Below are 15,678 nucleotides of genomic sequence, written 5' to 3'. Positions count from 1 at the left end.
GCGGAACACCACCTCGCAGGAACGGAACGACGCCGCGGGCAGGACCTTGAGCGCCTGGTGCAACTGTGGGTCGCCTTTGGTGGCGACCACAAGGCCCCGGCGGATGGATATCTTGCGGCGGAGCGCACGGCGTTCGCGAGCGTGAAGGTCGGGAGATTCGCCTTGTTTGACAGCCGGGAGAGTGAGGCCTTCCCGATCCTTGCCGGATTGTCCGTCGGTTATCGAGGGGTTCATTTTGCCGGGGGCGGATTGTCTTCGCGGGCAGCATCAGCTGCCGCTCTAGGGGACGCAAATCACTCCGCCCGGAACTAAATCGGCGGATCATGCGTTGAAAAGTTACTTTCATTGAATTCCTGACTTTACATAGGAGCGCTCCCTCATGTCACAGCCCTCCGACGCCCGGTCTCCTTCAAGGCGCGATCTTCTCAAGATGATCGGACTCGCCGCTGGTTCCACCACGATGTTGCATGCGATGTCGTCACTCGGTCACGCGAGGCAAAGCCCCTACAAAGGGCCCATCGATCTCCAAGGTGCCCCGCAGGGGCGCAAGGTCGTGGTACTGGGAGCGGGCCTCGCGGGAATGTGCGCCGCGCTGGAGCTGCGCAACGCAGGTTACGAGGTAAGCATTCTCGAGTATCAGAAACGGGCCGGAGGCCGCTGCTGGACGCTCAAGGGCGGTGATGTGATCGAGGAACTCGGCGGTTACAGGCAAAAGGTCGAATTCTCGAAGGGTCAGTATATCAACATCGGTCCCTGGCGCATTCCGCATCACCACCTGGCGCTGCTGGACTATTGCCACCGGCTGAACGTCCCGCTCGAAGTTTTTGTCCAGGAAAATCAAAACGCCTACCTGCATTCGCAGACTGCCTTTGACGGCAAGCCGATCCGGTACGGCCACGCATGGGCCGATTACGTGGGCCAGATCACCGAACTGCTGGCCAAATCGGTGAACAAGGGGCAGCTCGACAATGCGCTGACCAGGGAAGACACCGAAATCCTGCTGGAATCGCTGAAATCCTTCGGTATCCTGAACAATGACTACAGCTACGAAGCCAGCCTCGACACTGCCGAATACCGTGGCTATCCCGACGCCGGGGCGCCGGGCGGCGGGCTTTACGATGCGGCTCCCGAACCCTCGCAGCCGATTGCGCTGGAGGACCTGCTGAAATCCCGGTTCTGGGAGAAGATGCGCAACCACACGACCTATCGCCACCATGCCCCGATGTTCCAGCCGGTGGGCGGCATGGAGGAAATCGCCCATGCCTTCGCCCGCGAGGTAGAGGATCTGATCACCTATAACGCCAAGGTCGACCGTATCAGACAGACCGAGAGTAGTGTCGAGGTCGCATACTCCGCCGCCGATGGCGAGGGCGAGGGCGGAGTGGAGACGGGCGATTACTGCGTCTGCACCATTCCCTTTACCATCCTCAGCCAGCTCGACGTCGATGTTTCCGCCGACATGCGCCGCGTCATGCGGTCGTTGCATTACCATGAGGCGGTGAAGGCCGGGCTGGAGATGAAGCGCCGCTTCTGGGAGCGGGACGAACAGATCTACGGTGGGATTACCCTCACCGACCTGCCGATTGCCGAGATCAGCTATCCTTCGGCAGAGATGCACTCCGACGGACCGGGCGTGCTGCTAGGCGCGTATGTCTACGGCCCCCATGCCTATGCTTTCAATTCGATGTCGCCCGAAGAACGGCTGGAAACCGTGCTTGAGCAGGGCGCGCGCATCCACCCCCAGTACCGGGACGAGTTCAGCAACGGGGTGGTGCTGAGCTGGCACCGGGTGCCGTGGATGCTCGGGTGTTACTCCAACTGGGATGACCGTGGACGAGATTACGAAATCGCGGCGACGATGGACAACCGGCTGGTCTGCGCAGGGGAACACATCAGCTATCTCCCCGGCTGGCAGGAAGGCTCGCTGCTCTCGGCTCTGGATGCGGTACGGCAAATCCATGACCGCGCGGTGAAGGAGGGTTGAATGATGCGTTTCCTGATCGCACCCCTGTTACTGGTTTTCGCGCTCCCCAGCCTTGCGCAGGAGGACAACTCGCAGGTCGATGCCGGGCGGCGCGACCTCGGGTCCACCACCGAGAAGTTCACCGACGAGGACGGCGCAGAGCTCTACCGTCGCGCCTGTTCAGGCTGCCACGGCCCCGAGGGCAAAGGGGCTTACGGTGCGGGCAGGTACCCGGCTCTGGCAGACAATCCCCGGCTTGGCCACGCACGCTTTCCGGTCAATCTGATCCTCGAAGGCAACGGGGCCATGCCGTCCTTTGCCGACTGGCTTGACGACGCCCAAGTGGCGGCGATCGTGTCCTTCCTGCAAACCAACCTCGGCAATGACTACGACGCTGACGTTTCGGCCGAAGACGTGAAACGCATGCGCGCCAAGTTTGCAGACCTGAAGGAGGGCTGAGCCATGAGAGTTTCCGTACTTCCCCTCGTCACGGTCTTCATGGCCTTTGCGGCCGGGGCCGAGACCCCGCCCGCACTGTTTGATGGCGACGAGGCCAACACCGAACGTACCCCTGCCACAGCCCTGGGCCGCGTCATCGCCTCTGGCGGCGCACAGCGCGGTGGCGTCGGGATGAAATGCATGGCGTGCCACGGGCTCGATGACGCCGGGGCCGGCCTGGGCGATATTCCCGGGCTCGCCGGCCAGCCCGCGAAATACCTGGTCGATCAGCTCAAGGCCTTCATGTCGGGCGACCGCATCTCGCCAATAATGGTGCCGATCGCCATGCAATTGGGCGACGCGGAGCGGGAGGCCGTGTCGGATTACTACGCCTCGGCTGCACCCAAGATGTCGAAGTTCGAGCATGGCGCTCCTGCCGAAAAGGTGCAACTCGGCGGCGCCCTGGCTGCGTCAGGCAGCGACACGGTGACGGCCTGCAGCCAATGCCACGGTGGCGACGAGACCAGCGGTGCGGCCATTCCCCGGCTGTCGGGGCAATCGGCACAGTACATCGCAGATCAGCTGATCGCATGGCGTGAGGGAGAGCGGGCGAACGGGCCCCTCAACGTCATGGAACAGATCGCCAAGTCGCTGAGCCCCGACGAGATAGAGGCCGTCGCGCTCTACTACCAGCAAACGCCGCCCGATGTGCAGTGACCCGCGCACCAATCGCGGCCCGGCGACCGCGGTCTGATGGCGATCCGCCCGGCGTCTTTCTTTCGGTCGGGGGCGACTGCCGTCATGACCGTGGCCCGGCCCAGCGTGATTGCACTCACGATCGGAAAACATGCCCCCATCTTCGCCATCCTCTGTCTGCCGCCTGGCGTCTGGGCACTGGTCGAGGGGGACTGGTACTACGCGGCAGCGCTGTTGATCCCGACACTCTTTGCGGCAGGCCTGTATCTGGCATTGCGCAGCCACCCCCTTCCGGACGACCTGCGCGGGTTAGAGGCGATGATGACAGTCGCGCTGGTATTCCTGACCGCTGCAGTTCTGACCACCCCGGCTTTCTACGTGCTGGGAATGCCGCCCGTTGACGCCTTTTTCGAGGCGGTCAGCGGCATCACCACGACCGGACTAACGGTCGCACAGAATACAGAAAGCTGGCCATTTGCGGGCCATGTCCTGCGCGGCTGGATGCAATGGTGTGGCGGCTTGGTGATCGCGACCGCAGTGCTGGCGCTGCTTCTGCCGCGCGGACGCTCCGCGCGCCAGCTGGGGCATGTCGATATCCAGCAGGGTGACCGCATCTCCTCGACCCGCCAACAGGCGCAGCAGCTGCTCTCGGTCTACGGCGCGCTGACGCTGGTGATGACTCTATTGACCATGCTGGTGATCCCCGACTGGCGTGAGGCGCTGGTGTTGACGCTGTCTGCCATTTCCACCGCCGGGTTCAGCCCGCGGGCCGACAGTCTGGCCAGCTATTCGCCTCTCGGGCAGGGAATGGTGATCCTCTCTTGCGTGCTGGGGGCCATTTCGCTGCTGGTCTTCGTTTTCGTTGGCCAGGGGCGGCACCGCGACGCATGGCGGCTTGGCTCGGTGCAGCGGGTCCTTGCGGCGGTTGCCGTCATGCTGGTGGTCTATCTGGTGGCGGTCGTGGCCACCTCCCAGAGCGTGGAACTCACGCTCTACGAACATGCGTTGAACCTGATTTCGGGGCTGACGACCGCCGGTTTTTCGACCGGGCCGGTCTATGATGCAGGGCCGGCACTGATCATCCTGCTGGCGGCAATGCTCTGGGGCGGCGATGCGGGTTCGACGGCGGGAGGGCTGAAGCTCAGTCGTCTGCACGTCTGCATCGGAGCGGTGGTCCATGCCGTGCGCCATGTGCGAATGACCGAACACGCCGTGGCTCCACTGCGCCATGAAGGAGAACCGGTGTCGACCTTGGCCCTGGTACAGCTGTTGGCCCTGGTGCTGATCTACCTCGGCTTTGCCGGGCTCTTGTGGTTTCATTTCGTGGCCCATGGCTACACCCCGCTGTCTGCGCTTTTCGACACCATCTCCGCGTTGTCCACCGTTGGCCTATCCACCGGGGCCGTTGGACCGGACATGCCAACCGACTTGAAACTCTCCGTCGCCTTCGCGATGTGGTTAGGGCGACTGGAGTTCATAGCCGTACTTGCGCTGCTGCTGCCACGCAGCTGGGTCAGAGCAACATAGGAGACCACCATGCGTATCGTCATCGTCGGCGCGTCGAGCTTCGGCCTCGCCATCGCGGAGCAGTTAATCGGGATCGACAAGGAGGTGGTTCTGATCGACAAGTCGCGCGATCTGCTGGAACAGGCGGCAGAACAGATCGACTGCGGAATGATAGAAGGCGGCGGCACGTCCCCGGACGTGCTTCGTGAGGCATTTCGCAGCGAAGAAGATGTCTGTATCGCGGTGACCGATGCCTCGGAGATCAACATACTCTCGGCGCTGATAGCCCGTTCGATCGGTTATTGCCGGGTGATTCCACAAATCACGTCCAATGATTTGTTGCGGGTATGCCATGAGTTGGGACTGGATGATGTCATCAACCCGCATGCCCGCGTCGCAGAAGACATCGTCGAGGCGCTGACCCAGGGCGGTGACCCGTCTCAGCAGCCTTTGCTGCAGGATAGTTTGGCGCTGACCCGCGTGACCGTCCCCGAACAGCTGGCCCAGCAGGATCTGGATCTGCCGGGCGAGGGGCGCGTTGTCGCGCTGATCCGCGACGGAGAGGAGTTTCTGCCGGAGCAAAACGCCTCCTTCCAGGAAGGAGACATTCTGGTGGTGCTATTGAAACGCGATGCGCTGGGCGATCTTGAGGACCTGTTCGCACCGGAGTGAGGTCTGCTCAATTCGCATTGTTGGCGATCGCCTCGTACCGTAGCAGTCTTCGAACCTGCAGCGCCACCAAAACCATGAAGAGTCCGCCACCCGCGACCCACATGAGCGCACCGGCCAGTTGCTGGTCACCCAGGGCCGAAAGGCCGTAAGGCGGAGCGGTGAAGGCGTGCCAGTCATGCCATGCCGAGGGCGCGAGGGTGAGCACCACGGCGAAGGCGGTGAGCTGTGCTGCAGTAAAGACCGCCGGCACCGCCGCCAGCGCGCCGGCTGCGCGGAACGCCACGAAAAGCGCGACGGCGGTGCCGGTCAACGACAGATGCATAACCCAATAGGTCAGGTCCGCCTTAAGTGTCGCGGCGTAAGGTATCGGCATATGCCAGCCCCAGAACAGCAAAGCAAAGGCCAGCGACACGGGCCAAACCGGCAGCCTCAACCGTGGCAGGGCGGCGGCCAGGAGCGGCGCGGCGACCAGCGTCAGCAGGATGTGCTGACCAACTCGCGCCGAGAACAGCGCCATCGAGGCCGCGCAGAGCGGTGAGACGAAGAGCAACGTCACCAGCACGGCCCCGCCCAGCGCCGTTCCGCGGCGTTCTGCCTGCCACCAGAGCAGGGCGGAAAAAATGGCGAGGCCGAAGAGCAGGAAGGGGTCGAGAGTCCAGCTTGTGAGCAATTGCTCGGGGAGAGGCGGAGTGCCGCAAAAAGGGATATACGCGTCTTCTTGCATGATCGGTCCTTTCTAACCCTGACAGCCGGGCAGGATCAGCACCGGCATGAGGTTGGCGAGGGTGGCGATGAGTGAGATCAGTGCCGTCCACCATGCTGCACGCCGCAGCAGAAGCTCATCACTGCTTTGCGGCTCCGAATCTCCGTTGCTGGACGTCCGCCACAACCAGAAAATTTGCAGGGTTGCCGCCGTCAAGGTCAGCACGGCCGCGGTGACAACCAGAACTTCCTGCGTCAGCAGCGCGCGGGGGGCGCAGGCCGCCGAGATCAGCGCGTAGATCAACGCAAAATGCAGGGCCCAGAGCAGGACGGGCTTGGCGATGGCATAGGTCAGCCGCGTCATGCCGCACCTCCCGCCAGCAGATAGGCCGCCGCAGTCATTCCGCCCATGATCGCCACGACCTTCGCGTAGGTCGCTATCAACAGGTTTGGCAGCATCTGTCCCGGTTTCACCGCTCCCACGGCTTTGCGCAGCGCATTGACGAGGGACCAGTATATCGCCACGGCAAGATAGCCCGCGACGAAGGCAAAGAGCGCCCAGCCGACTGCCGCATAGGCAGAGCCGTAGGGATCGACCGTGCGGATCGACATGAAAAGCAAAGCGCCAAGCGCTGCGGACCCCAGGGCCAAACCCAGGTCAATGACGATCACCGGCGTGACTTTCGCGGTAAACGCCGCACGATGGCTGGCCAAACCGAGCAGAAAAACCACGATCGAAACGCCCAGCGCCAGGCCGGCCTCCAGCGGTGCTGCAGGGGGCGTGGTCTCGGCCCAATGCGGTTGTGTGTTCCAAAGGTAGAGCCCGGCAAAAAGCAGCGAGGCAAAGAGCGCGGCAGAGATCATCATGGTGCCGACCACGGCGAAATGCAGATGGCTGCGCGGATCGACGACATTGACCGGCAGGCGCAGGTCACCCAAACCGCTGTCCCGCAGAACGCCACTGTCAGACGGCTCCCAGACCCAAGCCGTGAACCCGGCCAGCGCGATGGCGAAGCCGACCGCCACCAGCCAGTAAAGCGACGCCAGAGTCGCCCCGAACCCAAGCGCCAGCCCGAAGGCCGTGATCAGCGGTACCCAGGTGGGATGCGGCAGCCGGACGATCTGCAGAGGCGCGCCGGTGATCGGGTCGTTGCCCATTGTCTCGCGCCGATGATCGGTGCAGGGTCGAAGCGCGCCATCTATCTCGGGAGCCGGGCGGTCCATCAACTCGGGCTGGTCCCACAAAGGCTCGCGGGAGCGGATTTCGGGAATGGCATGGAAATTGAAACCGGGCGGGATCGGCGGATAGAGCCACTCCAGCGTGGCCGCCCCCCAGGGGTTGCGCGGGGCCTGGGTGCCGTGGCGCCGATGCCGGAAGAAGTCGAAGACGAACAGCAAAACTCCGGCGGCCAGGATATAGGAGCCCAGCGTCGAGAGCATGTTCAGCCGATCCCAGCCAAGGCCCTCAGGATAGCTGGCGATGCGACGCGGCATGCCCCGCAGCCCGGTCAAATGCATCATGAAGAAGGCCAGGTTGAAGCCGATGAACATCAGCCAGAAGACCCATCGGCCCAGGGTCTCGGACATCATGCGCCCGGTGAACTGCGGCATCCAATAATAGAGAGCGCCGAACATCGGGAAGACGAAACCGCCGATCAGCACGTAATGCAGATGGGCCACCACGAAGTAGCTATCGTGAGCCTGCAGGTTGAACGGCACGGCGGCGACCATGACACCGGTCAGGCCGCCCAGCACGAAGATGAAGAGAAAGCCCAGGATAAACAGCATCGGCACGCTCATCCGCGGCCGCCCCTCCGCCAGCGTGGCGAGAAAGCAGAAGATCTGCACGCCTGTCGGGATTGCCACCATGGTGGAGGCTGCCGAAAACAGCGTCAGCGACATTACCGGCAGGCCGGTGGCAAACATGTGGTGTGCCCAGAGGCCGAAGCTGAGGAATCCCATGGACACCACAGCCGCCACGGCGAAACCATATCCAAAGAGCGGCTTGCCCACAAAGGTCGGCAGCATCGTCGCCACCATCCCGGCGGCGGGGAGGAAGATGATGTAGACTTCCGGGTGACCGAAGAGCCAGAACAGGTGCTGCCAGAGCAGAGGGTCGCCGCCCAGGGCAACTTCAAAGAACGGCAGACCCAACAAACGCTCCGCCTCGAGCAGGATCGAGCCGATGATCAGCGGCGGAAAGCCCACGGCGATCATGAAGGCGGTGACCAGAAGGTACCACATCAGGATGGGCATCTTGGCCAGGCTCATTCCCGGCGCGCGCGTGCAGAGGATGGCGGCGATGATCTCGACGGCAGCAGTGACTGAGGCGATCTCGGCAAATGTGATGCCGATAAGCCAGAAATCCGCCGACAGGTCCTGCGTATAGGTGCTTGTCGACAGCGGCACATACATGAACCAGCCCCCTGCCGGCGCCGCGTCGAACAGGAACGAGGACAGCACGATGATGCCGCCGAACAGATAGCAGTAGTAACCAAAGGCGCCGAGCCTGGGAAACACCAGGTCGCGGGCGCCGACCATCAGCGGGATCAAGTGAACCGCGAACCCCTCCAGCATGGGGATCGCGAAGAGGAACATCATGATCGTGCCATGCATCGTGAAGACCTGGTTGTAGGTCTCTGAATCCAGGAAGGTATTGTCCGGCACGATCAGCTGGGTGCGGACCAGCAGGGCCAAGAACCCGGCGATAAGGAAGAATACGAAACCGGTGACCAGAAAGCGTTTACCGACCACGCGGTGGCTGACCGAAGACAGGTGGCGGACTCCCTGCGGGGCGTCCCAGATGCGCTCGAAGCTTTTCCCGGGCTCACCCTTGGCGCTGCCGGAATAGCTTTCATCCTCGGGGAGATCGACGACGTATGCTTGGCGTTCAGTCATTTAAGGCTCGCCAGATAGGCCGAGAGCGCACGCAGGTCGGGCCCCGGCAAGTGGTTGTAGGATGGCATCTCGGCGCCAGGTTTCATCGCACTCGGATCCGCGATCCAGCCCGCCAGCGTGCCCTGGTTCATCCGCCACATGCCCGCGCCGAGACTGCCGCGCCCGCCGACCCGAGTGAGGTCCGGCCCCAGGGTACCGCCGTCGGCCACGCCGCGGATAGTGTGACAGGCAGGGCAGCCCGCCTCGACAAAGACATCGCGCCCGCGCAGGAGTTCGCTGCGGGCGGCATCGCGGGCCTCGCCGCTGTTGCGCTGCATCCAGGCGTCGAACTCTGCGGGCTCCAGCACCACGACCTCGAAGGCCATTTTTGGGTGCGACAGCCCGCAGAACTCGGCGCATTGGCCGCGAAAGCGCCCGGTCTCGGTGGCCAGCACCGGCAGGGTATTCACCCGGCCCGGGATCATGTCCATCTTGCCAGTAAGCTTGGGCACCCAGAAGGAATGGATCACGTTGTCGGATTTCAGCCGGAAGGTCACCGGGCGGCCCTTAGGGATGACGATCTCGTTGGCGTCTCGCAGGGCCCAGCCCTCAGGGTCATAAAGCACGTCCCACCAGAACTGTTTACCGGTGACCTCAATGACCAGCGCATCAGGCTCCTCCCGGGTGATCTTTTGCAGGATCCCGGTCGAGACCACCACCAGCGCCAGCACCGAGACCAGCGGCAGCGCGATGCCACCGGCCCAGATCCACCAGCGCCGCGGGGCCAGGCGTCCCGCCAGCACGGCCCAGGCAAAGAGCACCAGGAGAACGAAGATCACGCCAAAGGCGATGGTCATGCCGATGGTCAGCCCATTGATCGCCGTGGCCCCGGCACCCTCAGGCGCAAGGGCCGACTGCACGCCGAACTCGCCCAGGGCGGACTGAGAGGTGCCGCTCATCGGCGCACCTCCGATCCCAGCAAGTAGGCGGCGATGTCACGCGCCTCGTCCTGTTTCAGCCCGAGGTCCGGCATGGCGGTGGCGGGGCTGTGGGCCGGCGGGTTCAACAGCCAGCGGGTCAGATCGCCCGGCCGGTTCGGCAGCACCCCGGCGACATAGGACTGCTGCGCAAAATCGTGCAGGTCTGGCCCGACGGTGCCCTGCGCCGCACGGATGCCCGGAATGTCGTGGCAGGCGCCGCAGCCATATTGCACGATCAGCTCCGCGCCCCGCTGCGGATCGGCGTCGAGAAAGCGACGCGAGGCGGCCTCGTAATCCGGCGTCTTCTCTGCCAACCCCTGCCGGATGTGGATGCGGTACCAGTCGGACAGCTGACGACCGGCTTGCCGGAACGGCTCGGCTGCTGCGCCGGCGACGCTGTGCTGGGGCGGCATGGCCGACCAGGCCATCGCAAAAGCGATCACCAACAGCAGCGATATCGCGACAAACATCCGCATTCTCCGGCTCACTGCGTCGACGCCGCTGCGGGCTCCGGCAGCGGCCCGGCACCCGGCGGTATCGGCAGGGGCGGGCGCACGCGGTTGTAGTATTCGCTGACGGCGTCGATGTCCTTCTGGGTCATCTTCCTGGCAATGGCAGACATGACGTTGTCGATGTCATTGTCGCGTTTGCCTTGCTTCCACATCTCCAGCTGGTGCGCGAGGTAGCTGGCATACTGCCCGGCGAGATAAGGCACCGAGGGCGGATTGCCGAGGCCGCTTGGCCCGTGGCAGTTCACGCAGGCCGGCACACCGCGCTCGGCCGAGCCCACCGCGCCCAACTGCCCGCCCCACTGCAGGGTCATGCCATCGACGTCGCCCAAGGGCGGAGTATAGGGCGCGGAAATCGTTGCGTAATAGGCCGCGACCGCCTCCATCTCTTCGTCGGTGAGTTTCTTGGCGATCCCCGACATCACGCGGTTCTGCCTGTCGCCAGAAGCATAATCCTTGAGCTGCTTGTAGGTGTACCAGCCTGCCTGACCGGCCAGCCGGGGGAAGGCACCAGACCCGTCGCCGGTGCCATCGGCGCCGTGGCAGGTAATACAGGCCATGCCGCTGTCGCCTGCCTCGGACCCGCCCATGGCCACCAGGCGCCCCAGCTCCAGCACATCGTCGTCGACCTCGGTGTTCACCGTGGCATTGAAGCGCAGGAAATCGTCCCTAAGCCGGTCCTCCATCGCCGCGATTCCGGGTGCTGCCTCGTAATTCTGCGCCCGGATGAAGCTTGCCGAGATGCTCAGGACCGCAACGGCAGTGAAGAAAATCAGAACGGTGCGGAATGTCATGGGGCGGTCCTTTCGATCGGTCTTGTCTCTTTCTCAGGCGTCCATCAGAGGGGCAGGGTTGGGCAGGTAGTCGCGTTTCATGTGATCCAGCGTCCAGTACGCGAGCCCCATAAGCGGACCCGTGGGGTTGTATCCGAGGTTCTGCGGGAACAGGCATGCGCCGAAGACAAAGACGTTGTGATGATCCCACATCTGGCCATAGCGGTTGACCACGCTGGTTTGCGGATTGGTGCCGATCACCGCACCGCCGACGTTGTGCGTGGTCTGGTAGGGGACGATGTCATAGTGCTTGTCCACCGCGGCGAGATTGGTGCCGCTGACAGAGGTCACGTTGTCCATCTCGCGGGCCACCTCCATGGCGCGCTGCATCATGAAATCCGACATCTTGCGGTCGTTCTCGGGGAAGTCGAAGGTCATACGCAACAGCGGCCGGCCATAGGCGTCGGTCCAGGTGGGGTCGAGGTCGAGATAATTTTCTGGCGTCGACACCGACGAGCCATGCACCACCAGGTCGGCGTGGTGGTTGTAATTCTCGCGCACCGCGCGTTTCCACTCCGCCCCCCATTTTGGCGTGCCCTCGGGCACCGGCTGATACCCGATCGGCCGGCCATGGTATTGCTTGCAGGCGATATAGCCGCCGCCCACGAAGCCCAGCTCGCTGTGGTCGAAATTGTCGCCGTTGAAGTCGTCGATTACCACCCCGAGCGCGCCGGCGCCCATATAGGGATCGGTCTCCACCGTCCGGTCGAAGAAGGCATCGACCCCGGCCACGGTCTGGTAGCTGTAGTTGCGCCCGACTACGCCGGTGCGGGTCTTGGGGTCATAGGGTTTTCCCAGGCCCGAGACCAGCATCAAGTGCACGTTCCACAGCGCATAGGCGCACATGCAGATGGTGTTGGCGGGCTGGAACATTTCCTCGCCGTTCTCATCAAGGTAGATCGCCCCGGTCGCGGTCTTTCCATCAGCACTTTTCTCGATGCGCAGCACCTGCGCGTCGAAGCGGATCTCGAAGTTCTCGTGATCCTTGATCCGGTCGTAGACGCAAATGATCGGGTCGGCCTTGGCGTAATATCCGCAGCCGAACCGCTCGCAGAACCCGCAATAGGTGCAGGGATGCAACTGTGCGCCGTAGGGGTTCTCATAGGCGCGGGTGACATTGGCTGAAGGCATCGGGAAAGGGTTCAGACCCATGCGTGCGGCGGCCTCACCGAAGAGCGTGTTGGATACGGGCTGGCGCATCGGCGGATTGGGGTAATCCGCACTGCGCGGTCCTTCAAAGACATTGCCCCCGGGTCGGGCCTCGCCACCCAGGTTACCCGCCTGACCGGCCGCTCCGCAAATCCGCTCGAAGAAATCGAGGTGCGGCTCAAGCTCCTCATAGGTCACCCCCCAGTCCTGTACGCTGAGCTCGGGGCCGATGAAGTCCTTTCCGTAACGCTCTTCATAGTGGCTGCGCATTTGCAGGTCGGACGGCAGGGGCCGCCATAACTGGCCATTCCAGTGGATGCCGGCGCCTCCGAGCCCGGATCCAGGCAGAAAAGACCCAAGGCGGCGCATCGGCAGCGCCTGCTGGTCGCGGTTATTGCGGATGGTCAGGGTCTCTTTCTTGACGTCCATCATGTGCGCGTAGCGATGCGCGTATTTCAGTTCGTCATGCTCCTCCGGTGCTGAAAAGGACGTGGCGGTGTGGCGCTTCCTGCCACGTTCCAGCACGACACAGCGCTGGCCGGCATGGGCCAGTTCGTAGGCTGCCGTAAGGCCCGTCCAACCAGCGCCGATAATGAGCACGTCCGTCCTGGGCAGAGTTTTGACCATCATTCAGCCCCTCCGCGGATTGCGCGCGGCGGGAAAGGCGAGCCGCCCCTGTCATGCGCGATACCACGCGGCGGGGGCGTGACGGAGCGCCGATGCTCGTCTACCCGTTCGGTGTAATAGGCATGCGCTCCGGGAAAACCGACCATACGCCAGCCGGCGTAATCGTGGTTGCCCAGGTAGATCGGGTCGGCGAAATAGCCCTGCCTGGTCAGTTTCCAGATCTCCGCTATCAAGACGCTGGTGATGCCTTCGCGCTGGTGCAATTCCTCGACATGCGCGGCGCGGGCAGTGGCGTCCATGGTCGCGATCTCGCCCAGTTGGCGCGCTTGTTCGATGCCTTGGCGCAAGAGTTGCGCAGGCGTGAATTCCAGCTGGTAGCCCTGTTCCGGCACTCCGGCGGGAAAGGGCGGCTCGAGGTAGAGCCCGTCACCCTCACCGTATTGGGTGGCCATCTGATTGTCTATGAAATCCACGACCCCGGCCTGCGAGGCGGATGGGAACTCGTCCTGGGGGATGAAAACGTCGACCACCGCGGCGATCCAGCGGGCCTCGTCGTCGGTGAAGAAAGCCCACGGCCGATCGTCGCTAGCGGAATAAGCGTGCGGGATTGGAAAACCAAACCCGGCGACGCCGGCGCCTACGGCAATCTGGGCCAAAACGGCCCGGCGAGAAAAGCGTTTTGCCATAGCTTTCCGCTCCGGCTGTGTTCTTTCACGTGATGCGATCTCAACGGAAAACTTTCCGTATGGTTCCCCAAGTTTCGTAAACAATTCAGTTTCCTCCGAACAAACCGGTGCCGGTCCGCGTTAAGCAAGCATGTTCGCAAGCCTTTCCACCTCGGTCCTCTTCGCGCTCGGCGGCCTCGCCGGGCTAGTCATTCTTGTCTCCGGCTACCGGATGACCGGGCTCAGCGACCAGATCGCCGACCGCACGGGGCTGGGTGAAGCTCTGGTTGGAGCGGCACTCCTCGGCGCGGCCACGTCGATGTCGGGAACGGTGGTCTCGCTGACATCGGCACTGGACGGGCGGGCCTCTCTTGCCTTTTCAAATGGCATCGGCGGGATCGCTGCGCAAACAGCATTCCTGGCCGTGGCGGACATGATCTACCGCCGGGCCAATCTGGAACATGCGGCGGCGGATCTAGCGAATGTTTTCCAGGCCGGGTTACTGTTGCTTTTGCTGACCGTGCCGCTGATGGCTTTCACCGCTCCCGAGATTGCTGTCTGGGGCATTCACCCGGCCAGCATCGCGCTTTTCATCATTTACGTGCTTGGGATGCGGGCCACGGCCCGGTTGCGCGAGGAACCGATGTGGCACCCGGTGACCACCCCCGACACGCGCGCCGACAGGCCCGAGGACGACCGCGAGGCCGAGAAATCCGCATACAGCCTGGTTCTACCGTTCCTTGCCCTGCTGGTGCTCATGGCTCTGGCCGGCTGGAGTGTGGCCCGGATCGCGGCGGAAATCTCGGACCGGCTGGAGTTGTCCGACACCGTGGTAGGAGCGACGATGACTGCCGTGCTGACCTCCTTGCCGGAACTGGTGACGACGCTGGTCGCGGTGCGACGCGGGGCGTTGCAACTGGCGGTCGGCGGGATCATCGGCGGCAATACCTTCGACACGCTTTTCCTGACGCTCTCGGACATCGGCTACAGGGACGGCTCGCTCTATCACGCGATCACCGCGGATGACCTGTTCTGGTTGACCGTGGCCATGCTGATGACCGCAATCCTGAGCCTCGGGCTGATCTACCGGGAACGCCGGGGCATCGGCTGGGAAAGCACTGGCCTGCTGGTGGTCTATATTGGGGCACTCGGGTTGCAGGTCATGTGAAATCAGCGCGTCCGACGGAACCAAATCCTCACGGTTTCGTTAGCTTCGCGATGCTTCCGGCTTTGGCCGACCGATCCGCGCAGCAGGAGACAGACCTATGAAACACGCACCGAGCCTGGCTTTCACCCTGTTTTCGAGCCTAGCCGCCACTGCGTTGTCCGCTCAGGCGGAAACCCCGCAATTCACCCCCGACCACACGAAGATCGCTGTCACCAGCCTGTCCGGCCATAAACTATTCCTGCCGGGCAAGGAACCCTTGGCGGACATAGACCTCGAAGAGCTCGCCGAGCCGTCGGAGGAATGGAAGATGGTCGGCAATGTCGCCGAGATCGTGATCACCCGTGATGGAACCCTGCACGGTGTGGTCGTCGATGTCGGCGGTTTTCTTGGCAAGGGCGCGCGGCGCGTTGTGTCGCTGGACGACCTGAGGTTCCTGCCGGACGCGGATGAAGAGAACGAGTTCTTCCTGCTCTACGCCGGGCAGAAGGCAGACCTGCAAGCCGCGCCCGAATATGACGAGAACGACGTGCACCTCCGCGCCGCGGACAAGAGGATGGACGGCGAGAAGGTCGAGATCCTCAAGGTGAGCGAGGTCGGTTCAGACCAGTTCATCGGGATGGCCGCCTTTGGCGAGAACAACAACTGGATCGGTGAAGTTTCGCAAGTGACCTTTGCCGAGGGCGGCAAAATCGACCAGGTCATCCTCGATATCGGCGGTTTCCTCGGTCTCGGCGAAACCCAGGTTGCCGTGCCGCTCGACATGATCGAGCTGCGCCGTCTCGGCGGCGACGATCTGCGCGCCTACGTCTCGGCCACCGAGGAGGAGTTGCAGGAGATGGAGCCCTGGGAAGACGACGGCTGACCCGCCCCGGCCTCAGCGGCGCGCCACATAC

The 15,678-nt window shown here is 63.3% G+C and carries 15 protein-coding genes; 7 read left to right on the top strand and 8 right to left on the bottom strand.

Annotation, left to right across the window (positions count from 1 at the left end):
- Window positions 1–379 precede the first annotated feature (379 nt).
- The 5 genes from CRO46_RS10135 (at window position 380) to CRO46_RS10115 (ending at window position 5,275) form a co-directional block, all read left to right on the top strand.
- Window positions 380–1,984: a flavin monoamine oxidase family protein gene (locus CRO46_RS10135; protein WP_179759009.1), complete on the top strand. Its 1,605-nt coding sequence runs from the start codon at window positions 380–382 to the stop codon at window positions 1,982–1,984.
- Entirely contained in the window at window positions 1,985–2,422 is a 438-nt protein-coding gene (locus CRO46_RS10130; protein WP_097107454.1) for a c-type cytochrome, read from the top strand. It begins immediately after the preceding gene.
- A gap of 3 nt (window positions 2,423–2,425) precedes the next feature.
- Window positions 2,426–3,118, top strand: coding sequence for a c-type cytochrome (locus CRO46_RS10125; protein ID WP_097107451.1), 693 nt, complete (start codon window positions 2,426–2,428; stop codon window positions 3,116–3,118).
- An 84-nt stretch (window positions 3,119–3,202) separates the two neighbouring features.
- Window positions 3,203–4,624, top strand: a complete 1,422-nt coding sequence (locus tag CRO46_RS10120; RefSeq protein ID WP_210421514.1) for a TrkH family potassium uptake protein — start codon at window positions 3,203–3,205, stop codon at window positions 4,622–4,624.
- A 9-nt stretch (window positions 4,625–4,633) separates the two neighbouring features.
- On the top strand, window positions 4,634–5,275 hold the full coding sequence (locus CRO46_RS10115) for a potassium channel family protein (protein ID WP_097107445.1): 642 nt from the start codon (window positions 4,634–4,636) through the stop codon (window positions 5,273–5,275).
- A 7-nt stretch (window positions 5,276–5,282) separates the two neighbouring features.
- On the opposite strand, the gene CRO46_RS10110 is transcribed toward CRO46_RS10115, so the two are convergent.
- From CRO46_RS10110 to CRO46_RS10075, 8 genes are read right to left on the bottom strand one after another with little or no spacing between them, the layout of a single operon-like run.
- A complete protein-coding gene (locus CRO46_RS10110; protein WP_097107442.1) occupies window positions 5,283–5,999 on the bottom strand; it encodes a cytochrome c oxidase assembly protein in 717 nt (238 codons plus the stop codon).
- 12 nt (window positions 6,000–6,011) lie between these two features.
- Window positions 6,012–6,341 carry a hypothetical protein gene (locus CRO46_RS10105; RefSeq protein ID WP_097107439.1) on the bottom strand — a complete coding sequence of 110 codons (330 nt, stop codon included), beginning with the start codon at window positions 6,339–6,341 and terminating at the stop codon, window positions 6,012–6,014.
- Window positions 6,338–8,875 carry a cytochrome c oxidase subunit I gene (gene ctaD / locus CRO46_RS10100; RefSeq protein WP_097107435.1) on the bottom strand — a complete coding sequence of 846 codons (2,538 nt, stop codon included), beginning with the start codon at window positions 8,873–8,875 and terminating at the stop codon, window positions 6,338–6,340. Before ctaD ends, CRO46_RS10105 begins: the two co-directional genes overlap by 4 nt.
- Window positions 8,872–9,813: a cytochrome c oxidase subunit II gene (gene coxB / locus CRO46_RS10095; RefSeq protein ID WP_097107432.1), complete on the bottom strand. Its 942-nt coding sequence runs from the start codon at window positions 9,811–9,813 to the stop codon at window positions 8,872–8,874. The genes ctaD and coxB overlap by 4 nt, the downstream gene beginning before the upstream one ends.
- Entirely contained in the window at window positions 9,810–10,304 is a 495-nt protein-coding gene (locus tag CRO46_RS10090) for a c-type cytochrome (protein ID WP_097107429.1), read from the bottom strand. Before CRO46_RS10090 ends, coxB begins: the two co-directional genes overlap by 4 nt.
- Window positions 10,305–10,318: 14 nt before the next feature.
- A complete protein-coding gene (locus CRO46_RS10085) occupies window positions 10,319–11,137 on the bottom strand; it encodes a c-type cytochrome (protein ID WP_097107426.1) in 819 nt (272 codons plus the stop codon).
- Between the two features lie 33 nt (window positions 11,138–11,170).
- Window positions 11,171–12,955, bottom strand: a complete 1,785-nt coding sequence (locus CRO46_RS10080; RefSeq protein WP_342170869.1) for a GMC family oxidoreductase — start codon at window positions 12,953–12,955, stop codon at window positions 11,171–11,173.
- Window positions 12,952–13,638 (bottom strand): gluconate 2-dehydrogenase subunit 3 family protein, encoded by a 687-nt coding sequence (locus tag CRO46_RS10075; RefSeq protein WP_097107423.1) that lies wholly within the window; start codon window positions 13,636–13,638, stop codon window positions 12,952–12,954. Before CRO46_RS10075 ends, CRO46_RS10080 begins: the two co-directional genes overlap by 4 nt.
- Before the next feature lie 130 nt (window positions 13,639–13,768).
- On the opposite strand from CRO46_RS10075, the gene CRO46_RS10070 reads away from it, so the two are divergent.
- On the top strand, window positions 13,769–14,785 hold the full coding sequence (locus CRO46_RS10070; protein WP_097107419.1) for a sodium:calcium antiporter: 1,017 nt from the start codon (window positions 13,769–13,771) through the stop codon (window positions 14,783–14,785).
- A 97-nt stretch (window positions 14,786–14,882) separates the two neighbouring features.
- Window positions 14,883–15,647 carry a PRC-barrel domain-containing protein gene (locus CRO46_RS10065; RefSeq protein ID WP_097107416.1) on the top strand — a complete coding sequence of 255 codons (765 nt, stop codon included), beginning with the start codon at window positions 14,883–14,885 and terminating at the stop codon, window positions 15,645–15,647.
- Window positions 15,648–15,678: the final 31 nt, after the last annotated feature.

Source organism: Parahoeflea halophila, assembly GCF_900220985.1.
Lineage (GTDB): Bacteria > Pseudomonadota > Alphaproteobacteria > Rhizobiales > Rhizobiaceae > Hoeflea > Hoeflea halophila.
This window is presented reverse-complemented; position numbering and strand designations above follow the sequence as displayed.